Below are 20,480 nucleotides of genomic sequence, written 5' to 3' on the forward strand. Positions count from 1 at the left end.
AATTAGCTGAACAACTAAAGAAACAGCAGAAAACAAAAAAGCTTGTAGAAAAAACGTCGTTTTCTCTACAAGCTGAATATCCTTATACATTATCTTGTATAAGGATATCTTTTGTCATTTGGAATGCTTCGAAAGAAATATGCGTATTCCTTCCGCAGTTCAGAAATCGTCATTTTGTTCATGACTTCTTTATTATAAACTCCTATTTGAAAGAGTTTTTCAGAATAATGGCTTCGTTCTTTTTCTAAAGCCGATTTCAATAAATTACTCATGGCGTCCTCCTTTATTATGAGGTATCCTATACACAAGATACTCTATTTAAATGAACGTGGTATGAATCTAATGTAAAGAATTTATAATTACGAAGATTTTCGGTAATGTCCGTTTTGAACCGATCTTAATAATTGAAAAGCATGTTCTCCGGCGAGCTGCATAAACGTCTCCAGCATTTCATCACGCTTGATATCCAACTCTATAATTTCTTTTGCCAGTGAGACCGCTTTTTCTTCCTCCATGATTATCCTTCCTCCTCAGTTAATCGTTATATAAAGGATAAAACGCACTTGTGTGTTACGCATTATTCTTGTTAATTTTTCTTCCGTATTTTTTCAAAAATCTTCTATTTGATGTTAGGAAATATGACAAGCGTCAGGTTTTTTCTCTTTGTTTTTTGTATAATATTATCAAAAGACATCCAGGGGTGGAAAAATGGCCACAGAAGATCATTCTTATAAAGACAAAAAAGTGATTTCAATCGGGATTGTGAGTGAATTAACAGGATTGTCCGTAAGACAGATCAGGTATTATGAGGAACGAAAACTCATTTATCCGCAGCGTTCTTCAAGGGGAACAAGAAAATATTCTTTTGCCGATGTTGAACGGCTGATGGATATCGCCAATAAGCGTGAAGACGGCGTACAGACGGCAGAGATTTTAAAAGATATGCGGAAAAAAGAGCAAATGTTAAAAAACGATCCGCAAGTGCGGAAAAAAATGCTGGAGGGGCAGCTTAATGCGCACTTTCGGTACAAAAACCGTTAAATGATAAAAGTCCGACTCGCAATTGAGACGGACTTTTTACCTTTATAATGAGTGTATGAATGCAGTGGCAATGCCAAAGTAAATTAATAAAGACAAAATATCGTTTAATGTTGTGATCAGCGGCCCTGAAGCGATCGCCGGGTCTACTTTCAGCTTGTGCAAAATAATAGGGATAATTGTTCCTGACATTGTGCCGATAATTAAAGTGAAGAATAGTGAAGAAGCGACAACAAACCCCAGCAGTGCGTTTCCCTGCCATAAGATGGAGACAATCGCAATCAGCACAGAACAAACCGCTCCGATATAAATACTTGTTCTGAACTCCCGAAAGATCAGGCGTACAATCGTTTTTTTGTTCAATTCTTCTTTAGACAACCCTCTGATGACAACCGCGAGGGATTGTGTTCCCGTATTTCCTGTCATCCCTGACACCATCGGCATGAAAAATGCCAGCGCGACAACCTGCTGCAGCGCATCTTCAAAATAACTGATAATGCTTCCTGAAATCAGCCCGATAAACAAGAGCAAAATCAGCCATGGCAAGCGTCGGTATGCCGCCACATAAGACTTTGTGTCAAAGGTGATGTCTTTACCGGAAGCGGCAAATTTTTCGTAATCCTCATCAGCTTCCCGAATGACGACGTCGATAATATCATCGACTGTTACAATGCCGACAAGAACATTGTTTTCTTCCACAACCGGGATCGCCAAGAAATCGTAACGTTCAATCAGACGGGCAACTTCTTCCTGATCCTGAAGAGCGTCTGCTGATATGACGCGGGTAAACATTAAATCCTGCACCTTTTCTTCAGGTTCGCCCAAAATCAAATCACGGTAGGATAACACGCCCACCAGCTGTTTGCTTTCATTGATGACATATAAGTAGTTGATCGATTCAGCTATTTCAGCAAAGCTTTTTAATTTGACGACCGCGTCTTTTACCGTGTAATGCTGAGGAATCCACACAAACCGGTTTGTCATCATGCGTCCCGCTGAGTCGGCCGGATAGTTCATCAAAAGCTGTACAGCTTTTGACTCTGACGCTTCCATGCTGGACAAAAGCTGTTCCTTCAGTTCTTCATCCATTTCTTCAAGCAATTGCGCGAGGTCATCGTTGTCCATTTTGTTCATCGCAAGTGTTGCTTTTGTTTTTCCGACTTTATTTAAGACGGCAAGCTGAAATTCGCGCTCCAGCTCCCCGATCATATCCGTGATATCATCTACAGTTAAATAAGATAAATAGCGGGCGCGGTGTTTTTCCGGCATTTCTTTGAAAATAAATGCCATATCATAGGGCTGAAGCTCATCAATAACGCTTCTGAAATCCTTAATCTTCCCGTCTCGCAATAAAATAATGATGCGTAAAATGAGTTCGTCATAGGTCATGTTTTGAACCATAAGGACTCGTACCTCCTCTACGGAGACGTGCCGGCCTCGCCTGAAGGTGCGGCACGTCTCCTCACCGTGTAATCAATTGTCTTGCTGTCATAGTATATGGGTACTTCTTCAGATTGACTCGAATGGGGAGAATCCATACTCCGCACCTCCTTTGATAAGATTCGTTTTAAAGGCATAAAAAAAGCCTTCGGGATTGAAGGAGAAAGAAACACGGCAAAAAAAAGCGTGCGGGCGCCTTCAATCGTAGAGCTTTAGCACTGTATGGCATAGGAGCAATCATCCAGCTGCATTAAAAATCACCTTATGTCGATGATTTCTGTTGACCCATTGGCGTCTTTGGACATTTTTGGGCAGCAGCGTATCTCCATACAGGAGCCTCACCTAACGAAGTTCATAATTGAATTGACACACTGAGATTACAGAAAAAAACAAGCTGTGTCAACTCAAAAAAGTAATTAATGCGCTTTCATCACAATAACGGAACAAAACAAGGGCCTAAGCCCTTATTCTGTTGTTTGCGTTTCATCATCTTCCGAGAGCAAATGATATGTTTCATGAAGAAATAAAGCATATTCTCCTTCTTTTGTCGGATGAGGGACATATTCAGCCTGATTGATGTATTGCTCCTCTTTCTTTTCCATGTGTTTCGCCTCCTTTTCTATTTAGATTGTCCAAACGAAGGCTTCTTATCATGAAAAAACCCCCCGCTGCTGCGGGGGTTTTGATTAGTCGTCTATCTCCTGCTTGATGATACGGCCATCCTTTGCGGAGATGTCAAATTCCGCCTCAGTGCCTTGTTTCGTTTGGATCTCAATTTCGTAGATGTAAGCGCCGTCGTCTACATCAAGCTTGCTTTCTGTTACGGTTCCGTTGGTTTGCTTTAAGGCCATTTCTTCAGCTTCTTCTTTTGTTATAGCGACTTGTTCTGCTTTCTCCTTTAACGGGTCATTAAGCGCTTGTCTTGTCTTAATATCTACATAAACGTCGTAGTCTTCACCGTCTTTTTCGATCTCTACTTCATAGACTTCTTTACCGTTGTAAATATCTCTGTCGATGTCTTCCACTGTGCCGTCAACAACCGTTTTGGCAATTGATTGTGCTTCCTGTTCAGTGAGTGCACCAGTCTCGGAAGCGGCAGTCTGTGTGTTATCATTGTTTTCTTTCGCAAACGCGTTGTAGCTGAATCCGCCAGCCGCTAAACATCCTGCTAAAAGACCAACCATCCATCGTTTCTTAAGCATATGTGATTCCTCCTTTGTATGTGTATGAGTACAGTTTACATACTTAACATGAAAGGAAAACGAAAGAAAGATGAGAATTTGATGAGAAAACGTCAGTCTTCATACACAATGTTCGCAACTTTTCCGGTGTAGGCATTGATTTTCACTGTCGCTTCTTTATCATCCGGAAGATCAACATCCACTTCAAAGATGAGAGTGCCCCCACTTTCTTCGAGATCTGCGTCATCCGCCGTCCCGCCCGTTTCTCTCTCTGCAATGGTTTTCGCTTCGTTTTCCGTAATCGGTGTTTTGGGTTGGTCTTTACTGCTGATTTGGTCAGCAGACACAACTGCTTTTTCCTGCATGTCTACCTTCACTTCGTATGTTTTTCCGTCTTTTTTTTGAATGGTATATGTGGCAACACGATTCTGATGTGTTTGTTTTTTGACGGTTCCCGGGACCCGCTCAAGTGCGAGTTGCTCGGCTTCTTTTTCTGTCATGACAGATGGATTCATCTCTTTAACTCTGTTCATCGAAAGAATGTCTGCCGATTTTGCATCAGCTTTTATAAAATAAGTTCCCTTTGGATTTTCAAGGGTCATATCATATGTTTTTTTATCCTTTGATTGTGTTACATTCGTGATTTCGCCTTCATAAGAGGCTTCGACTTTTTTTACGACAGCCTTCTTTGACATTACATCTTCATGGGTTTGCCGAATGATAAGAACCGCACAGATGATGATGGCTAAAACCGCCGCTGCAGCAGAAATTGCTTTGATTGTTTTGTTCATCAGCCTCCCCCATTCTGTTCTCTGAATTCCATGGTGACAGCTGTTCCTTGTTCCGGCGTACTTTTTACAGACAGCTCAAGGCCGTGCTCATCGGCGATTTGCTTGGCAATGGAAAGGCCTAAACCCGTTCCGCCTGTTTTTCTGTTTCGTGCCTCATCCGCTCGGTAGAACCGTTCGAACAGGTGCGGGATATGCTCCTCAGGTATTCCGATGCCTTCATCCCTTACTGACAGAAACGGCAGCCCATTCCTCGTTTTGGCTGTCATCACAATGGCTTTTTCACTATATTTAATGGCATTATCGAGCAAAATGGTCAGCAGCTGCTTGATGCGTTCTTCATCAGCTATTACAAACAGGCTCTCCTTATCTGTTTCAAGAAAAATGTCACGCTGATAGACAGGCTGGAGCGTTTGCATGACAGTGCGCGACACTTCAACCAGATCGATTGTTTTCAGATCAAGCTCAATGCCTTCGTGGCTTTTGGCCAACGTCAGAAGCTGATTGGTCAGTTTTTTCATATGCAGCGCTTCTGAATAAATGGCTTCTATCGATTCCTCAAGCACTTCCGGCTTTTTTGCCCCCCATCGCTTCATCAGGCTGCTGTAGCTTTCTATAATCGTGAGCGGGGTTTTCAATTCGTGTGAAGCATCTTGAACGAATTGCTGCTGTTTATCGTAATGATCTTTCAGCATCATCGCCATCTCATTAAACGTCAGCCCCATCTGATATAACTCGTCGTGGGACTGTCCTTCCAAGGAAATCGTTTTGAATGCTTTCTCCCGCTGTATGTCTTTCATCGTCATCATTAATCGCCTGATTGGATTGATGATCCGGCGGGCGAGCAAGCTTCCCGCAAAAAAAGAAGCGATACAGACAGCAGCACTCGCAGCGATTAAGATGATTTTCAGCAGAAACAGACTCTCTTCTGTGTTCTCCAGCCTTTCAACCAGCTGAAGAGATACCACTTGCCCATCGGTCCAAATAACCGGAACAGCAGCTTCAGCAAACAGTTTGCCGTCATGTTTCCTTACATCTGCAGTTTCACCGCTATGAAAAGCGAGAGGGAAATCTTTATACGCTTTTTCTTTTGTCATCGTCATAACGGCTTTTTGATCTCCATTCACAACACGGACCATGCCGTTTGCCGGAAGATAGGCCTGCAGCATGTCCTGCAAAGCCACTCCTTCTGTTTCAGCAGCATGCAGTGCTTCGGCGATGTTACTGGTCTCATCTGCAAGCCGGGCCGCATCCTTTGATGTCAGGGCGGATGAAAAAATGAGATAGACCGCGGTATGGACCAGAATTAATAACAGTAACAGCGATAGTGATGTGTATAGATGAATCTTGGTCTTTAGCTTCATTTTTTACCCCTTAATGGCATAGCCAACCCCGCGAATCGTATGGATCAGCTGTTTTTCGTAAGGATAATCCAACTTTTTTCTGATGTATCTGATGTAGACGTCCACGACATTTGTATCACCAATATAATCAAATCCCCATACTGAGCTTAAAATCTGCTCCCGTGTCAGCACTTGCTGCGGATGCTTCAGCATATAGACGAGCAAATCAAATTCCCGCGGCGTTAATTCCACCTCTTTGTCTCCGCGTCTCACTTCACGTGTTTTTTCATTCACCCGTAAGTCGTCATAAGTAAGAAAGGTGTCAATATCTTTTGTTTTTGTCCCTTTTTGGCGCAGTGCCGCCCTGATTCTGGCAAGTAATTCTTCAATTTCAAACGGCTTTGTGACATAGTCATTGGCACCGATGTCCAGTCCAGTTACCTTATCAGGCACACTGTCGCGCGCCGTTAATAAAATGACCGGTGTTTGCGAATCCGTTTTTCTCAAGCGGCGCAGCACCTCCAGGCCGCTAAGTCCCGGAAGCATAACATCAAGAAGCACCAAGGTATACCCGCCTTCCGCTGCCGCATTCAGCCCTTCCGTACCATTGTGTTTCATGGTAACGCTGTAACCTTCATACTCCAATTCAAGCTGAAGCACTCTGGCGATTTTTTCTTCATCTTCCACAATTAATATGTGTCCTTTTTCCAAATCCGATCATCCCTCTCCTGACTCGATATGAAAAAAATGATTTCTTGGTTTACAAAATGATTCTTATCATCTATTATGATGTCAACATAAAAAATTGTATACGGAAAGCACTAGGGGTGCTGTTTTGGCTGAGATAAAGCGCGAGAGTAACGCGCTTTGATCCCTTATGACCCGATCTGGATAATACCAGCGTGGGGAAGTGCAGGTTGACCGAATGGTGTATTTTTTGTGCGCTTAATCGATCTCTTACTGCATATTCCCTTAGAATATGCAGTTTTTTATTTTACCAAAAAACAAGAGGTGAAAGAAATGCAGCAAATATGCGGTACAAGCAGAATCGCCGGTTTTCGGTTCTCTTTATATCCGATGACAGATGATTTTATCAATGTGATCAAGTCTGCACTGAAAAAAACCGACACATCTAAGGTTTGGACGAAAACCGACCATATCAGCACAATCTTACGAGGATCGGCTGATCATGTATTCGATGCAGCCAAAGCCATTTATCTTAACGCGGCAAACAGCGAAAAACACATCGTCATGAACGGCACGTTTTCCATCGGATGCCCGGGCGACACACAAGGAGATACATATCTTTCCGCAGACGATAATCGTGTCAATGAAGATGCTGTCCGGAGCCTGAACGCGGAAGCGCCGTGCCAATTTGCCCTTTATCCGATGAATGAGCCCGATTATATGGGCTTGATCATGGAAGCTGTCGACATTGCGAAAGCAGAAGGCACCTTCGTACAAGGTGTCCATTACGCGAGTGAGCTTGACGGGGATGCGCATGACGTATTCAGGACATTGGAAGCCGTTTTCCGTATGGCTGGAAAGCAAACAAAGCACGTAACCATGACTGTGAATGTTTAGGCTAACAGTCCATCTAGAAAAAACAGAAAGCAGGGATAAAATGAAAAGCTGGAAAGTAAAAGAAATTGTCATTATGTCCGTTATCAGTATTGTTTTTGCCGTGGTTTATTTATTATTTACGCATTTTGGAAACGTACTTGCAGGTATGTTCGGTCCAATCGCTTATGAACCTATTTTCGGTATTTGGTTTATCGTTTCCATCATCGCCGCGTACATTATTCGAAAACCCGGAGCAGCGCTAGTTTCTGAAGTCATAGCCGCTCTCGTTGAATGCCTGCTGGGAAATCCATCTGGCCCGATGGTCATCGTCGTCGGCATCGTTCAAGGTCTCGGGGCTGAAGCTGTATTTCTCGCGACGCGCTGGAAAGCATATTCTCTGCCTGTACTTATGCTGGCAGGAATGGGATCTTCAGTAGCCAGCTTTATCTATAATCTATTTGTTTCTGGCTATATTGCCTATTCACCAGGTTATCTTCTCATTTTGTTTATAATCCGTCTTGCTTCCGGCGCACTTCTTGCGGGACTTCTCGGGAAGGCTGTCAGCGACTCTCTCGCTTATACGGGCGTGCTAAACGGAATGGCACTCGGAAAGGAACTGAAAAAGAAACGGAAACGGGTATCAGAACATGCAAGCCTTTGATAAGCTTCTCACGGTTGACAGGCTCAGCTTCTCTTATGAAGAAGACGCGAACCCGGTTTTTCAAAATATTTCGTTTGAGCTTCAAAAAGGAGAATGCGCTTTATTGCTAGGACCGAGCGGATGCGGAAAAAGCTCGCTCGCCCTTTGTTTAAACGGTCTCTACCCGGAGGCTTGTGACGGCACACAGTCGGGGCATGTATTTTTACTTGAAAAGCCGGTCACAGACCCTGGAGCCTCCGAAACGGTAGCCCAGTATGCCGGGGTCGTCTTTCAGGACCCCGATCAGCAGTTTTGCATGCTGACGGTGGAGGACGAAATCGCTTTCGGGCTGGAAAATCTGCAGATTCCGAAAGAAGAGATGACGGAGAAGATCGATGCCGTTTTAGAAAAATTACGTATTGCTCATTTAAAAGAAAAAACAATATCCACTTTGTCAGGGGGACAAAAACAGAAAGTTGCTCTTGCCTGTATACTGGCCATGGAACCCGAGCTCATTATGTTAGACGAGCCGACTTCTCTTCTAGATCCTTATTCAGCGCGGGAGTTCGTTCACATGATGAAAGATCTTCAGCGTGATAAAGGCTTCAGCCTCCTTGTCATTGAGCATCAGCTTGATGACTGGACGCCTTGGGTTGAAAGAACGATCGTGCTGGACAAAGCAGGAAAAAAAGCGCTGGATGGCCGAACGCAAGATCTATTTCAGTACGAAGCGGCAACCCTAAAGCAAATGGGCATCGCGATTCCAAAAGTATCTGATCTGCAGAAAAAATGCAGTATGCCGTTTACTTTATCAAAGGAAACGCTGTTCAAAAAGCCTTTTCCTGCCGAGTATGCAGAAAAGAAAGAAACTCCTTCTGGGAAGAGTGTGCTGGAAGTCAGCGGCCTTTCATTCGCAAGAGGACATCAGACGATTTTCAAAGACCTTAGCTTTTCATTGCACGAAGGCTCTTTGACGGCGCTTGTCGGCCCTAACGGCACTGGTAAATCGACGCTTTTATCTGTTCTCGCACGTCTTATGAAGCCGCAAAGCGGCAAGATTCTTCTATATGATCAGCCGCTGCATTCATATAAAGAAAAAGAACTGCGAAAACGTTTGGGATTTGTTTTTCAAAACCCGGAGCATCAGTTCGTCACCAATACGGTGTATGACGAGCTGATGTTCGGTCAAAAAGTAAATGCTGAAACTAAGGAAAAAGCGCACCATCTGCTGGATCGTTTCAGTCTTGCGCATTTGGCTGATCATCATCCGTTTGCGATCAGCCAAGGACAAAAACGGCGCCTGAGTGTCGCTACTATGCTCATGCATGATGTAAAGGTTTTATTATTAGACGAACCAACCTTTGGCCAGGACGCCCATACGGCGGCTGAATGCATGGATATGATTCGGCGTATTAAGGAAGAAGGAACCGCTGTCCTTATGATTACGCACGATATGGAGCTTGTCTCTTCGTATGCCGACAGCGTGCTTGTTCTCCATGATACGAATCTAGCTTTTGACGGATCTCCAGCGCAGTTATTTTCTCAGGAAAAAGGGCTTGTCCAAAAAGCAAAGCTCACCCTCCCCCTTCTATATGAATGGATGGCCTACCAAGAGGAGGTGCGTGATGAAGCAGCCGTTACATCTCATTAATCCGACAGTGAAAGCCGCGGCGGTTTTTTTGTGTGTCGTCATGCTGTCGTTTATTTACAATCCTTACACTCCTGTGTGTTTTTATATCATCATCGTTGCCGGTGTCCTATTGGCGGCCAGAATCCCTTTAAAAAAATGGTTTTTGTTTACGATTCCGTTTTTGATTTTGGCATTCGGATGCGTATGGACAGCCGCTGTTTTTGGCAAGGTCCCGACAACTCCGGATAATTTCTTGTTTCAAGCAGGCCCTATCTCAATCAACAGCGATAATGTCTCTGTCGGCATTTCTCTCGGGTTTCGTATTTTGTGCTTTTCCGCGTTATCGATGATGTTTGTCTTTACGACCGATCCCATTTTATTTATGCTGAGCCTTGTCCAGCAATGCAAGCTCTCACCAAAGCTCGCATACGGGGTCATTGCAGGCTTTCGTTTTCTTCCGCTGTTAAAGGATGAAATCCAGCTGATCCAGCAGGCTCATAAAATCAGAGGAGGAGCGGCAGAGAGCGGCTTCATTGAGAAAATCAGCGCGCTAAAGCGGTATACCATCCCGCTGTTGGCCAGCGCCATCAGAAAAGCGGAACGGACAGCGCTTGCGATGGAATCAAAAGGTTTTACAGGAAGCAGAAACCGGACATATTACCGGACACTGACCGTAAACCGCCGCGATTGGCTGTTCTTTTGCCTCGTTCTCTTGTTATTCGCAGGATCTTTACTCGTATCCCTATGTTTTGCCTCATAAAAATCCGCTATCGGTTGATAGCGGATTTTTTTCTTATTGATGATAGTTTAATGCCTGGGCAAGATTGGTTTTAATTGTAATATTCGAAAAATCAATCCCCAGCTGTACAGCGGTTTGCGCGATTTCAGGCCTGATTCCTGACAGGGTTGACCTGACACCGATTAAAGTGAGCGCCTCAATCAATTTAAAGATTTGGTGCGCCACCATCGTATCAACCACCACCACACCTGATAGATCGATTAACAGATGCTCCACGCGTCTTTTTGCACAAGCATGAAGCGTGTTTTCCAGAATAAACTTTGCACGTTCAGTGTCAATGTCACCGACAAGCGGCAGCAGAGCTGTTGATTTGCTCAGGGTAATGATAGGCGAGCTTAATTCCAATATCATTTCTCTCTGGGCGTTTAATTGCTGTTTGGCATTTGCTTCAGCGTGATCGACGAATGTATAAATGGTAAAATCAAAAACTTTTACAATCAAATCGGCCCATTTTTGTTTCTCTCCCGGTTCAAACGCCGACTCATTTTCTTCTGCGAACTTCTCAAAATACTTCGTATATAATCTCCGGTTTCTCATAAACTCCCGAATCACATACTGAACCGGAGTGTCGAGATGCTTTTGATCGTTCGTCAGCTCAATGACCCACACTCGAAATTCTTCGAGAAATTGTTTTTCCGGTAAAACATACATGTCATTCAGATGCCGGTAAAATTCTCTGTCCTGTTCTTTCAATTCTTCCGTTACAGATGCATTATGTAAGGCATAAATCGAATTCGGATCGCTTTCTTCCATCGTTTCAATCCATTCATCAGCCATTTGTTCCACATACTCTGAAAAAAATGCATATAATTTTTCATTCAGTTTCATCACACTACTCCTTTCCCCAAACACTATTATAACTTGACTGACCGCTGAATCCCAGTCATACAAGCTGAAGCCATCCAATATTTTGAAAATTACTAATTCTTTGGGTTGTATCCTATTTTTTCAAAATGCTTCAAATGGCTCTGTCCGAGCGGTTGCTTTTTTCATATAATGTGAAGCAACATCCTTGTATCCACTTGCAAGCATAAAAAAGGAGGGCTTTTTTATGAATGGTGAAATCCGCTTGATCCCGTATGTGACGAATGAGCAGATCATGGATGTAAACGAGCTTCCTGAAGGCATTAAAGTGATTAAGGCGCCAGAAATATGGGCAAAAGGGGTAAAAGGAAAAAATGTGAAAATTGCTGTATTGGACACGGGCTGCGACATAAGCCACCCTGATTTAAAAAATCAAGTCATCGGCGGAAAGAACTTCACGGATGATGACGGCGGCAAGGAAGATGCGATTTCCGATTACAACGGACACGGCACACACGTCGCCGGAACGATTGCAGCTAACGATTCAAACGGCGGCATTGCCGGGGTCGCGCCTGAGGCAAGCCTATTGATTGTGAAAGTTCTTGGCGGTGCAAACGGCAGCGGCCAATATGAATGGATTATTAACGGCATTAACTACGCTGTGGAACAGAAAGCCGATATCATCTCGATGTCCCTTGGCGGACCGAACGATGTGCCGGAGCTTGAAGAAGCGGTGAAAAACGCCGTCAAAAACGGAGTGCTTGTCGTTTGCGCAGCGGGAAATGAAGGTGACGGAAACGAACGAACAGAAGAGCTTTCCTACCCTGCGGCTTATAATGAAGTGATCGCGGTTGGATCTGTTTCCGTAGCGCGTGAATTATCAGAATTTTCTAACGCCAATAAAGAGATTGATCTTGTGGCACCGGGAGAAAATATAGTGTCCACCCTTCCTAACAAGAAGTACGGTAAGCTTACCGGCACTTCAATGGCTGCCCCTCATGTCAGCGGAGCGCTTGCTTTAATCAAAAGCTATGAAGAAGAATCATTTCAACGAAAGCTTTCTGAAACTGAAGTTTATGCACAGCTGGTCCGCAGAACACTCCCTCTCGATATTGCAAAAACGCTGGCAGGTAATGGATTCCTGTATTTAACCGCTCCTGATGAGCTGGCAGAAAGAGCAGCGCAATCACATTTGATGACCCTATAAAATTATTTTTCTTATATAACATAAACCACATAGAGTAAATAAAATTTCAAATTCTATGTTGACAACAAATTTGAATTACTGTTAAGATTACCAACAAATGATTTAACTTTTCAAAAAATTAATAACATTTTCTCTTATCGAGAGTTGGGCGAGGGATTGGCCTTTTGACCCCAACAGCAACCGACCGTAATTCCATTGTGAAATGGGGCGCACTGCTTTTCGCGCCGAGACTGCTGTCTCATAAGGCACGGTGCTAATTCCATCAGATTGTGTCTGAGAGATGAGAGAGGCAGTGTTTTACGCAGAAAAGCCTCTTTCTCTCATGGGAAAGAGGCTTTTTGTTGTGAGAAAACCTCTTAGCAGCCTGTATCCGCGGGTTAACGAGAGTGTTTTACATATAAAGGAGGAGAAACAATGACAACCATCAAAACATCGAATTTAGGATTTCCAAGAATCGGACTGAACAGAGAATGGAAAAAAGCGCTTGAAGCGTATTGGAAAGGCAGCACTGATAAAGATACGTTTTTAAAGCAAATCGACGACCTCTTTTTATCCGCAGTAAAAACACAAATCGACCAGCAGATTGATGTTGTGCCTGTTTCTGATTTCACACAGTATGACCATGTACTCGACACAGCAATCAGCTTCAACTGGATTCCGAAACGATTCAGACATTTGACTGACGCTACCGATACATACTTCGCTATCGCCCGCGGAATAAAAGACGCCGTATCTAGTGAAATGACAAAATGGTTTAATACAAATTACCATTACATCGTTCCTGAATATGACGAAAGCATTGAATTCCGCCTGACAAGAAACAAACAGCTCACAGACTACCGCCGGATCAAACAGGAATACGGCGTTGAAACAAAACCTGTGATTGTCGGCCCTTATACGTTCGTTACGCTTGCTAAAGGCTATGAACCGTCTGAAGCAAAAGCGATCCAAAAACGTCTTGTGCCGTTATATGTACAGCTTTTGAAAGAACTTGAAGAAGAAGGCGTACAATGGGTTCAAATCGATGAGCCGGCGCTTGTTACAGCCTCTAGCGAAGATGTCCGCGGTGCAAAAGAATTATTCGAAAACATCACAAGTGAACTTTCATCCTTGAATGTGCTGTTGCAAACGTATTTTGATTCTGTTGATGCTTACGAAGAGCTGATCTCTTACCCAGTACAGGGAATTGGCCTTGATTTCGTTCACGATAAAGGCAGAAACCTGGAACAGCTGAAAACACACGGCTTTCCAGCAGACAAAGTGCTGGCAGCTGGCGTTATCGACGGACGCAACATTTGGAAAGCGGATCTCGAAGAACGTCTCGATGCCGTTCTTGATATTCTCAGCATTGCAAAAGTGGATGAACTGTGGATTCAGCCTTCCAGCAGCCTGCTGCACGTTCCGGTAGCGAAGCACCCTGACGAGCATTTGGAAAAGGATCTGCTGAACGGATTATCATACGCAAAAGAAAAACTAGCTGAGCTGACAGCTTTGAAAGAAGGCTTAGTATCAGGAAAAGCGGCGATCAGCGAACACATTCAGCAGGCTAAAACGGATATTCAGGCGCTCAAACAGTTTGCAACAGGCGCGAATTCCGAACAGAAGAAAGAGCTTGAGCAATTAACCGATAAAGACTTCAAACGCCCGATTCCGTTTGAAGAACGTTTAGCCCTGCAAAATGAATCTCTTGGCCTTCCGCTTTTGCCGACGACTACGATCGGAAGCTTCCCGCAGTCTGCTGAAGTGCGGAGCGCACGCCAAAAATGGCGGAAAAATGAGTGGTCTGATGAACAGTATCAAAACTTTATCAATGCAGAAACAAAACGATGGATTGATATTCAGGAAGAATTGGAACTTGATGTCCTTGTTCACGGTGAATTTGAACGGACAGACATGGTCGAATACTTCGGTGAGAAGCTGGCCGGCTTTGCCTTCACAAAATACGCATGGGTTCAATCATACGGCTCACGCTGTGTCCGCCCGCCAGTCATTTACGGAGATGTTGAATTTATTGAACCGATGACAGTGAAAGACACGTTATATGCACAGTCATTGACATCCAAGCATGTGAAAGGAATGCTGACCGGCCCAGTTACAATCTTGAACTGGTCTTTCCCTCGAAACGACATTTCGAGAAAAGATATCGCCTTCCAAATCGGGCTCGCCCTTCGCAAAGAAGTAAAAGCGCTTGAGGACGCAGGCATTCAAATCATTCAAGTCGATGAGCCATCGCTGCGAGAAGGCCTTCCATTGAAAACCCGCGATTGGGATGAGTATTTGACTTGGGCGGCTGAAGCATTCAGATTAACCACTTCTTCCGTGAAAAACGAGACGCAAATTCATACACATATGTGCTACAGCAACTTCGAAGACATCGTCGATACGATCAATGATCTTGATGCCGATGTGATTACAATCGAACACAGCAGAAGCCACGGAGGATTTTTAGATTACTTAAAAAACCATCCGTATTTGAAAGGGCTCGGCCTTGGTGTATATGACATTCACAGCCCTCGGGTGCCGTCAATTGAAGAAATGTACGACATTATCGTGGATGCGCTTGCCGTCTGTCCGACTGACCGCTTCTGGGTAAATCCAGACTGCGGATTGAAAACAAGACAACAGGAAGAAACGGTCGCAGCCTTGAAAAATATGGTTGAGGCAGCGAAGCAGGCAAGAGCTAAACAAACACAGCTTGTATAAGTAAGATAGAAACCATCTGCCTTTGGCAGATGGTTTTTTCTATTAGAAAGCGGAAATCGGTTTCCGATGCTTCCCATCCCCTTCTACTACTATTTTGGCTGCTCCATTTTTATCAAATTCCACAAGACTCAATGATGTATCATGTATGTAAGCAGAATTCCATATGTCATTAATGCGTCTTCTCTTAATGATATTTAACAGCATTAATATAAAAACAGAATGGGTAACCAAAAGAACATTACCGGCAGAATGACTGTCTAAAATCGTTTGGAGAGCAAGCCTTACCCGGCTTTCAAGATCAAAGAATGTTTCACATCCCGGCTGGCGATAAGCTTCGGGATGATGTAAATAAGCATGAAAAAGATCAGGTTCGCTTCTTTCAATATCCTCTTGTTTTTTTCCTTCCCATGAGCCTAGTGACATTTCTCTGAACATATGATCTTTAACCAACGGGGGCCGACGCGATCCCAGTATAGTTTTTGCCGTCTCTTCTGTCCGTTTGCTCGGGCTGATGTATACCTGATTCAATTCAATATCCTTCAGACGCTCCCCAAGAGCACGGGCGTTGTAGAGACCAAGTTCTGTTAAATCAGAATCCAGCCAGCCCTGCATCCGTTTTTCCACATTCCATTGAGTCTGTCCGTGCCTGGCAATATATAAATGCAGCATGATCACCCCTCCACTTTTCTCCTCTTATCTTAGCAAATCCCCCAAATATTTTGTTTATTTTGCACATTTTTGAGAATGTTCTTTTGACTTCTTTTCGGCTATACTGATAACACTCAATTGACAGGAGGGTTTAGGATGAATCATGAAACGTTCTTAAAACGGGCTGTCGACCTTGCTCGCGAAGGAGTGAACGCAGGAATTGGCGGGCCTTTCGGTGCTGTTATTGTGAAAGACGGAGCCATTATTGCCAAGGGGCAGAACAACGTCACAACAAGCAATGATCCGACTGCCCACGCGGAAGTGACGGCTATTCGAAACGCCTGCAAGGCGCTTGGAACATACCAGCTTGATGACTGCATTTTGTATACGAGCTGCGAGCCATGCCCCATGTGCTTGGGCGCCATCTACTGGGCCCGGCCGAAAGCCGTTTTCTATGCAGCGGAGCATACAGACGCCGCCGAAGCTGGATTTGATGATTCATTCATTTATAAAGAAATTCATAAACCTGCTGAAGAAAGAACAATCCCCTGTTATCAAGTGACTCTGACGGAGCATTTATCCCCGTTTCAGGCATGGCTTGCTTTTGACAATAAAAAAGAATATTAAAGGATCAGGCATGTGCGGCCTGATCCTTGGTTAATTCGCTGAGAAGCCGCTGCGCCCGTGCGCACTTCGGGTTTGCTTTCAGCGCTTTTTGCAAATACAAAACAGCAGTCATATGCTGACGCAATTCAGCATGGCAGACACCGAGCCAGCAGCTTGATCTAAAATCGGCTGCTCCCCTCACCTGTACGTACAGATGATGTTCACTACCGGTTTGCAGGCAAGCCTCAAACGCTGTGATCGCTTCTCTGACTTTTTTAAGCTGGTACATAATGATTCCTTTATAATAGTGAAGGGTGCAGTAATCCGGATAATGCCCCAGCGCTTCATGGATATCCTGTTCCGCTTCTTCGTACCGTTCTGCTTCAATTAATAATTTAACCTTTACATAATAGCTAGCTGGCGGCGGAATTTGTTTTTTTCTTTTACATTCATTGATACAATCCATTGCCTGCCGGAAGGCTTTATCAGTTTTGTTTCCTCTGTCATACTCAGCTGCTTTCTGACAAATGAGAGACGGCTCAGCAGAGGATGTCAGCAATTCTGCATTTAATAAACTTATGTTGCGTTGATGCTTTTGCTGTGCCTCCTGCTCTAAATAGCCGTAATGGTGAATGATACATGGCAGCGAGAAAGTGCTGCTTGCTTCTTCTCCCTCAGGTCTCTCGCCGATACTTCCCGTAAATGTTATGTTTCGCTGATTCCGGATCAGCCTGATCTGCCTTTGTTCAAACGCTTCATTTTCAACCCATTGCTTTCCTGTATAATTCACGACCTTCACGCAACCGAGAGACGGCAGGCTGTCAGTCAGCAGCGAAGGCAATAGGCTGCCCGTTTCCGGGTCTAGTTCTTCGTCGGCATCCAAGATCAATATCCACTCTCCCTTGGCATGCTGTAAACTAATATTTCTCGCTTGTGAAAAGTTCTGTTCCCATATATGATGATACACTTGGGCATGAAAGCTTTTGCAAATGTCTTCCGTCCGATCGCTTGATCCCGTATCAACCACAATGATTTCATCAGCCATATACTGCACACTCTCTAAACAGCGGGCGATATGGCGTTCTTCATTTTTCACAATCATACAGACGGACAGCTTTGGTCTTTTCATGTACTCACCTTTTCTCTAGTCTGAATTCACCTATACTACATGTATTCACACTTCAAAAAGTTCATGCCCGCCTCGCATGCTTCCGCATAAAAAAAACATCCTGAGAATCCTCAGGATGCCGGTCATTATTTTAATTCTAACGTTACCTCAATATTTCCTCTCGTAGCCTTTGAATAAGGACAGAATTCATGAGCAGCATTAACAAGCTCCTCTGCCTTGTCCCGATCCAAATCTTTCGTGTTCACCACAAGTGTGACGCCGATTTTAAACCCGTCGTCGCTCTCATCCTTCATAAGGCTGACCTGACCTTCAATTTCGGAATCAATGGTAATATTTTGCTCTTTGGCCACGTGTTCGAGCGCGCCGCCGAAGCACGCAGCATATCCTGCCGCAAAGAGCTGTTCCGGGTTTGTGCCGGTTTGTCCTTCTTTTTTTGCATTAGGCATGACAATATCAAAATCAAGAACACCGTCATCTGATGTAATATGTCCTGCCCGTCCGCCGCGAGCGGTTGCTTTTGCTGTAAATAGTGCCATCATTCTCATCCTCCTTATTTCGATCTAGTTGTTATATTTCCCATTCTGAACTTTTTAAACATGCTAGGTTTGCCGAGAATAGGAAAAGTAGCATTTTTCAGATACAATAGAATGGAATGACGGAAAGAGTTGGTGAACAAGATGGAAAATGAATTTGACCATATGAAATTGGAGAATCAGCTTTGTTTTTTGCTATATGCAAGTTCGCGGGAAATGACAAAGCAATACAAGCCGCTGCTTGACAAGCTGAATGTGACGTACCCTCAATATTTGGCCTTGCTATTGTTATGGGAACACGAAACGCTTACTGTCAAAAAAATGGGTGAGCTGCTATATTTAGATTCGGGGACGCTCACTCCGATGCTAAAGCGAATGGAACAGCAGGATTTGATTACAAGAAAAAGGTCTGAAGAGGATGAGCGGTCCGTGCTGATCAGCCTGACAGAAGACGGAGCGTTATTAAAAGAAAAAGCGGCTGACATTCCGGGAACGATCCTGGGGCTCTCAAAGCAGTCCGGGGAGGAACTGAAACTGTTAAAATCCGCTCTATATACATTGCTGGAAACACTTCATCAAAAAAATTGAGGATGCCTTTTATGAGGCATCCTCTTTTTCGTTTATTCAGCTACTTCAAGCGTAACATCGATATTTCCGGAAGTTGCTTTTGAATACGGGCAGACGCCGTGCGCTTTTTGCACAAGTGCCTGTAATTCTGATGCACTGATTCCTTTTCCTTTCACCTGAAGCGTCACACCCAGCTTGTAGCCTTGATCCGCTTCATCCTTTAACAGGCTGACATGCGCTGTAACCTCTGTTTCCACTTTCACTCGTTCTGTTCTTGCTACCAGCTGCAGCGCGCTGTCAAAGCAAGCTGCGTAACCTGCTGCAAACAGCTGCTCCGGATTTGTCGCTTTTTCTAATTTATTTGCTCTCGGTGTCCCCGGCATTGCGACATCAAGCTCAAGAACGCGGTCTGATGAAATTACCTTTCCTTCTCTTCCTCCTACCGCTGAAACAGTAGCTGTAAATAATGGCTGGCTCATTTTCCATTCCCCCAAGTATATATTTTATACAATTTAATTGTAGACAATCTAATTTACAGTGTCAATTTTTCAGCGCACAAAAAAAGCTTATCCCGGTGTGAGATAAGCTTTATCATTGAACTTTGCTCCCGCTATTCGCGGATTTGCCCTGTTCCTTTAATAACGTATTTAGTAGAAGTCAGTGCAGGAAGCCCCATCGGCCCTCTTGCATGTAGCTTTTGCGTACTGATGCCGATTTCAGCTCCGTAGCCAAATTCAAAGCCGTCGGTAAAACGGGTTGACGCATTATGATAGACCGCAGCAGCGTCGACAGCCGTTTGAAAATAAACCGCATTCTTATCATCTTCAGTTAAAATCGCTTCTGAATGATTGGTGCCGTATTGTTGGATATGCTTCACAGCTTCTTGGACATTGTCAATCGTCTTTATGCTGAGGACAGGCGCTAAAAATTCTGTCTCCCAATCTTCTTCCGACGCTTGTTTGCTTGAAGGATGAAGTTCACACACAAATTCATCACCGCGAATGTCAACTCCCGCTTTTTCCAGTTGGGCAAGCAATTCTTTCCCGTGCTTCTCCGCCCACGCCTTGTGAATCAGCAATGATTCAATTGCATTACACACAGAAGGGCGCTGCGTTTTGGCATTTACAACAACCTTTTCCGCCATTTGCGGTTTGGCTGTCTCGTCAATGAAAATGTGGCAGTTTCCTGCTCCGGTTTCTAACACAGGCACTGTTGATTCTCTCACAACGAGATCGATCAGCTTTTTGCCTCCGCGCGGGATTAATACGTCTAAGCCATCATTTAACGTAAAGAGTTCTTTTGCCGTTTCTCTGCTCGTATCCTCAATCAGCTGTACGGCGTCAATTGGAAGCGGAGACTGCTCAAGCGCTCTGTGAATGACACTGACGAGGGCTTTGTTGCTGTGTATGGCTGAGGAGCTTCCCCGCAGGACAACCGCGTTTCCCGTTTTTAAGCAGAGGGTTGCCGCGTCGACTGTAACGTTCGGTCTCGCTTCATAGATCATTCCGACCACACCAAGCGGAACACGGATTTTTTCGATAAGCAGGCCGTTCTCCTTTTCAATCGTTTCAAGTGATTCACCGACCGGATCTGCCAAATCAATTAAAAGCTCTACTGCATCCGCTATATCACGAATGCGTTTCTCATCCAGTGTCAGGCGATCAATGATATCAGATGTTAAGCCATTGTTCTTTCCGTTCTCAATGTCTTTCGCATTTTCGGCTAAGAGAAAGTCCTTTTCATGTCGGAGCCCGTTTGCAATGAGGCTGAGCGCCTCATTTTTTTCAGCCGTTGTTTTCATGATCAGTTCCGCTGCTGCTTCGTTTGCCAGCTTCGCTTTTACAGAAACTTCACTCATTTT

At 44.3% G+C, this 20,480-nt stretch carries 23 protein-coding genes and 3 riboswitches; of the genes, 9 read left to right on the top strand and 14 right to left on the bottom strand.

Annotated features, from left to right (window positions below):
* Nucleotides 1-89: 89 nt before the first annotated feature.
* The gene (locus tag ACY3LV_RS11310) at nucleotides 90-272 is read right to left on the bottom strand and encodes a stress protein (RefSeq protein ID WP_148963793.1); all 183 of its coding nucleotides are present in this window, start codon (nucleotides 270-272) and stop codon (nucleotides 90-92) included.
* 87 nt (nucleotides 273-359) lie between these two features.
* A complete protein-coding gene (locus tag ACY3LV_RS11315) occupies nucleotides 360-515 on the bottom strand; it encodes a hypothetical protein (RefSeq protein ID WP_087990954.1) in 156 nt (51 codons plus the stop codon).
* Nucleotides 516-708: 193 nt separating this feature from the next.
* Here ACY3LV_RS11315 and tnrA point away from each other — a divergent pair, with 193 nt between their 5' ends.
* Nucleotides 709-1,041, top strand: coding sequence for a MerR family transcriptional regulator TnrA (gene tnrA, locus ACY3LV_RS11320; RefSeq protein WP_003218544.1), 333 nt, complete (start codon nucleotides 709-711; stop codon nucleotides 1,039-1,041).
* Nucleotides 1,042-1,083: 42 nt separating this feature from the next.
* Here the strand turns inward: tnrA and mgtE are convergent, their stop codons facing one another.
* The 6 genes from mgtE to ykoG form a co-directional block, all read right to left on the bottom strand.
* A complete protein-coding gene (mgtE, locus tag ACY3LV_RS11325; RefSeq protein WP_087990953.1) occupies nucleotides 1,084-2,439 on the bottom strand; it encodes a magnesium transporter in 1,356 nt (451 codons plus the stop codon).
* A 229-nt stretch (nucleotides 2,440-2,668) separates the two neighbouring features.
* A riboswitch (M-box (ykoK) riboswitch) is annotated at nucleotides 2,669-2,835 on the bottom strand.
* Between the two features lie 107 nt (nucleotides 2,836-2,942).
* On the bottom strand, nucleotides 2,943-3,080 hold the full coding sequence (locus tag ACY3LV_RS11330; protein WP_003218541.1) for a transcriptional regulator SplA domain-containing protein: 138 nt from the start codon (nucleotides 3,078-3,080) through the stop codon (nucleotides 2,943-2,945).
* Between the two features lie 84 nt (nucleotides 3,081-3,164).
* Nucleotides 3,165-3,680 (bottom strand): PepSY domain-containing protein, encoded by a 516-nt coding sequence (locus ACY3LV_RS11335; protein WP_333560554.1) that lies wholly within the window; start codon nucleotides 3,678-3,680, stop codon nucleotides 3,165-3,167.
* A 92-nt stretch (nucleotides 3,681-3,772) separates the two neighbouring features.
* On the bottom strand, nucleotides 3,773-4,450 hold the full coding sequence (locus ACY3LV_RS11340) for a PepSY domain-containing protein (protein WP_464863803.1): 678 nt from the start codon (nucleotides 4,448-4,450) through the stop codon (nucleotides 3,773-3,775).
* Nucleotides 4,450-5,811, bottom strand: a complete 1,362-nt coding sequence (locus ACY3LV_RS11345; RefSeq protein ID WP_464863804.1) for an ATP-binding protein — start codon at nucleotides 5,809-5,811, stop codon at nucleotides 4,450-4,452. The genes ACY3LV_RS11340 and ACY3LV_RS11345 overlap by 1 nt, the downstream gene beginning before the upstream one ends.
* A gap of 3 nt (nucleotides 5,812-5,814) precedes the next feature.
* A complete protein-coding gene (ykoG, locus tag ACY3LV_RS11350) occupies nucleotides 5,815-6,501 on the bottom strand; it encodes a two-component system response regulator YkoG (protein WP_333517772.1) in 687 nt (228 codons plus the stop codon).
* 102 nt (nucleotides 6,502-6,603) lie between these two features.
* Nucleotides 6,604-6,716, top strand: a riboswitch (TPP riboswitch).
* A 94-nt stretch (nucleotides 6,717-6,810) separates the two neighbouring features.
* On the opposite strand from ykoG, the gene ACY3LV_RS11355 reads away from it, so the two are divergent.
* Genes ACY3LV_RS11355 through thiX form a run of 4 tightly spaced genes read left to right on the top strand, consistent with a single transcriptional unit; the run spans nucleotide 6,811 to nucleotide 10,383 of the window.
* Nucleotides 6,811-7,374, top strand: a complete 564-nt coding sequence (locus ACY3LV_RS11355; RefSeq protein WP_464863805.1) for a YkoF family thiamine/hydroxymethylpyrimidine-binding protein — start codon at nucleotides 6,811-6,813, stop codon at nucleotides 7,372-7,374.
* A gap of 40 nt (nucleotides 7,375-7,414) precedes the next feature.
* Nucleotides 7,415-8,014, top strand: a complete 600-nt coding sequence (locus tag ACY3LV_RS11360) for an ECF transporter S component (RefSeq protein ID WP_148963799.1) — start codon at nucleotides 7,415-7,417, stop codon at nucleotides 8,012-8,014.
* Entirely contained in the window at nucleotides 8,001-9,644 is a 1,644-nt protein-coding gene (locus ACY3LV_RS11365; RefSeq protein ID WP_464863806.1) for an ABC transporter ATP-binding protein, read from the top strand. Before ACY3LV_RS11360 ends, ACY3LV_RS11365 begins: the two co-directional genes overlap by 14 nt.
* The gene (gene thiX / locus ACY3LV_RS11370; protein ID WP_464863807.1) at nucleotides 9,619-10,383 is read left to right on the top strand and encodes an HMP/thiamine ABC transporter permease ThiX; all 765 of its coding nucleotides are present in this window, start codon (nucleotides 9,619-9,621) and stop codon (nucleotides 10,381-10,383) included. The genes ACY3LV_RS11365 and thiX overlap by 26 nt, the downstream gene beginning before the upstream one ends.
* A gap of 33 nt (nucleotides 10,384-10,416) precedes the next feature.
* Here thiX and rsbRB read toward each other — a convergent pair whose 3' ends face one another.
* Nucleotides 10,417-11,250, bottom strand: a complete 834-nt coding sequence (gene rsbRB, locus ACY3LV_RS11375) for an RsbT co-antagonist RsbRB (RefSeq protein WP_333560559.1) — start codon at nucleotides 11,248-11,250, stop codon at nucleotides 10,417-10,419.
* A gap of 223 nt (nucleotides 11,251-11,473) precedes the next feature.
* Here rsbRB and isp point away from each other — a divergent pair, with 223 nt between their 5' ends.
* Together isp and metE are read left to right on the top strand one after the other, a co-directional pair.
* The gene (isp, locus tag ACY3LV_RS11380; protein WP_333560560.1) at nucleotides 11,474-12,433 is read left to right on the top strand and encodes a serine protease Isp; all 960 of its coding nucleotides are present in this window, start codon (nucleotides 11,474-11,476) and stop codon (nucleotides 12,431-12,433) included.
* A 131-nt stretch (nucleotides 12,434-12,564) separates the two neighbouring features.
* Nucleotides 12,565-12,720: riboswitch (SAM riboswitch) on the top strand.
* Between the two features lie 127 nt (nucleotides 12,721-12,847).
* A complete protein-coding gene (metE, locus tag ACY3LV_RS11385; RefSeq protein WP_464863808.1) occupies nucleotides 12,848-15,136 on the top strand; it encodes a 5-methyltetrahydropteroyltriglutamate--homocysteine S-methyltransferase in 2,289 nt (762 codons plus the stop codon).
* A gap of 42 nt (nucleotides 15,137-15,178) precedes the next feature.
* Here metE and ACY3LV_RS11390 read toward each other — a convergent pair whose 3' ends face one another.
* A complete protein-coding gene (locus tag ACY3LV_RS11390) occupies nucleotides 15,179-15,805 on the bottom strand; it encodes a histidine phosphatase family protein (RefSeq protein WP_464863809.1) in 627 nt (208 codons plus the stop codon).
* A gap of 135 nt (nucleotides 15,806-15,940) precedes the next feature.
* Here ACY3LV_RS11390 and guaD point away from each other — a divergent pair, with 135 nt between their 5' ends.
* Nucleotides 15,941-16,411: a guanine deaminase gene (gene guaD, locus ACY3LV_RS11395; RefSeq protein WP_464863810.1), complete on the top strand. Its 471-nt coding sequence runs from the start codon at nucleotides 15,941-15,943 to the stop codon at nucleotides 16,409-16,411.
* Nucleotides 16,412-16,415: 4 nt separating this feature from the next.
* Here the strand turns inward: guaD and ACY3LV_RS11400 are convergent, their stop codons facing one another.
* Nucleotides 16,416-17,519 carry a glycosyltransferase family 2 protein gene (locus ACY3LV_RS11400; RefSeq protein WP_464863811.1) on the bottom strand — a complete coding sequence of 368 codons (1,104 nt, stop codon included), beginning with the start codon at nucleotides 17,517-17,519 and terminating at the stop codon, nucleotides 16,416-16,418.
* A gap of 125 nt (nucleotides 17,520-17,644) precedes the next feature.
* A complete protein-coding gene (locus ACY3LV_RS11405; RefSeq protein WP_333560565.1) occupies nucleotides 17,645-18,055 on the bottom strand; it encodes an organic hydroperoxide resistance protein in 411 nt (136 codons plus the stop codon).
* A gap of 141 nt (nucleotides 18,056-18,196) precedes the next feature.
* Between ACY3LV_RS11405 and ohrR the strand changes: the two genes are divergently transcribed.
* Nucleotides 18,197-18,640, top strand: a complete 444-nt coding sequence (ohrR, locus tag ACY3LV_RS11410; protein WP_087990939.1) for an organic hydroperoxide resistance transcriptional regulator OhrR — start codon at nucleotides 18,197-18,199, stop codon at nucleotides 18,638-18,640.
* A gap of 32 nt (nucleotides 18,641-18,672) precedes the next feature.
* Here the strand turns inward: ohrR and ACY3LV_RS11415 are convergent, their stop codons facing one another.
* Nucleotides 18,673-19,098 carry an organic hydroperoxide resistance protein gene (locus ACY3LV_RS11415; protein ID WP_087990938.1) on the bottom strand — a complete coding sequence of 142 codons (426 nt, stop codon included), beginning with the start codon at nucleotides 19,096-19,098 and terminating at the stop codon, nucleotides 18,673-18,675.
* 131 nt (nucleotides 19,099-19,229) lie between these two features.
* On the bottom strand, nucleotides 19,230-20,477 hold the full coding sequence (proA, locus tag ACY3LV_RS11420; protein ID WP_148963809.1) for a glutamate-5-semialdehyde dehydrogenase: 1,248 nt from the start codon (nucleotides 20,475-20,477) through the stop codon (nucleotides 19,230-19,232).
* Nucleotides 20,478-20,480: the final 3 nt, after the last annotated feature.

The sequence above is a fragment of the Bacillus sp. 11C genome (assembly GCF_055486375.1).

Coding starts and splice junctions, on each gene's coding strand:
- ACY3LV_RS11310 (WP_148963793.1), bottom strand. CDS start 272: ATGAGTAATTTATTGAAATCGGCTTTAGAAAAAGAACGAAGCCATTAT.
- ACY3LV_RS11315 (WP_087990954.1), bottom strand. CDS start 515: ATGGAGGAAGAAAAAGCGGTCTCACTGGCAAAAGAAATTATAGAGTTG.
- tnrA (WP_003218544.1), top strand. CDS start 709: ATGGCCACAGAAGATCATTCTTATAAAGACAAAAAAGTGATTTCAATC.
- mgtE (WP_087990953.1), bottom strand. CDS start 2,439: ATGGTTCAAAACATGACCTATGACGAACTCATTTTACGCATCATTATT.
- ACY3LV_RS11330 (WP_003218541.1), bottom strand. CDS start 3,080: ATGGAAAAGAAAGAGGAGCAATACATCAATCAGGCTGAATATGTCCCT.
- ACY3LV_RS11335 (WP_333560554.1), bottom strand. CDS start 3,680: ATGCTTAAGAAACGATGGATGGTTGGTCTTTTAGCAGGATGTTTAGCG.
- ACY3LV_RS11340 (WP_464863803.1), bottom strand. CDS start 4,450: ATGAACAAAACAATCAAAGCAATTTCTGCTGCAGCGGCGGTTTTAGCC.
- ACY3LV_RS11345 (WP_464863804.1), bottom strand. CDS start 5,811: ATGAAGCTAAAGACCAAGATTCATCTATACACATCACTATCGCTGTTA.
- ACY3LV_RS11355 (WP_464863805.1), top strand. CDS start 6,811: ATGCAGCAAATATGCGGTACAAGCAGAATCGCCGGTTTTCGGTTCTCT.
- ACY3LV_RS11360 (WP_148963799.1), top strand. CDS start 7,415: ATGAAAAGCTGGAAAGTAAAAGAAATTGTCATTATGTCCGTTATCAGT.
- ACY3LV_RS11365 (WP_464863806.1), top strand. CDS start 8,001: ATGCAAGCCTTTGATAAGCTTCTCACGGTTGACAGGCTCAGCTTCTCT.
- thiX (WP_464863807.1), top strand. CDS start 9,619: ATGAAGCAGCCGTTACATCTCATTAATCCGACAGTGAAAGCCGCGGCG.
- rsbRB (WP_333560559.1), bottom strand. CDS start 11,250: ATGAAACTGAATGAAAAATTATATGCATTTTTTTCAGAGTATGTGGAA.
- isp (WP_333560560.1), top strand. CDS start 11,474: ATGAATGGTGAAATCCGCTTGATCCCGTATGTGACGAATGAGCAGATC.
- metE (WP_464863808.1), top strand. CDS start 12,848: ATGACAACCATCAAAACATCGAATTTAGGATTTCCAAGAATCGGACTG.
- ACY3LV_RS11390 (WP_464863809.1), bottom strand. CDS start 15,805: ATGCTGCATTTATATATTGCCAGGCACGGACAGACTCAATGGAATGTG.
- guaD (WP_464863810.1), top strand. CDS start 15,941: ATGAATCATGAAACGTTCTTAAAACGGGCTGTCGACCTTGCTCGCGAA.
- ACY3LV_RS11400 (WP_464863811.1), bottom strand. CDS start 17,519: ATGAAAAGACCAAAGCTGTCCGTCTGTATGATTGTGAAAAATGAAGAA.
- ACY3LV_RS11405 (WP_333560565.1), bottom strand. CDS start 18,055: ATGGCACTATTTACAGCAAAAGCAACCGCTCGCGGCGGACGGGCAGGA.
- ohrR (WP_087990939.1), top strand. CDS start 18,197: ATGGAAAATGAATTTGACCATATGAAATTGGAGAATCAGCTTTGTTTT.
- ACY3LV_RS11415 (WP_087990938.1), bottom strand. CDS start 19,098: ATGAGCCAGCCATTATTTACAGCTACTGTTTCAGCGGTAGGAGGAAGA.
- proA (WP_148963809.1), bottom strand. CDS start 20,477: ATGAGTGAAGTTTCTGTAAAAGCGAAGCTGGCAAACGAAGCAGCAGCG.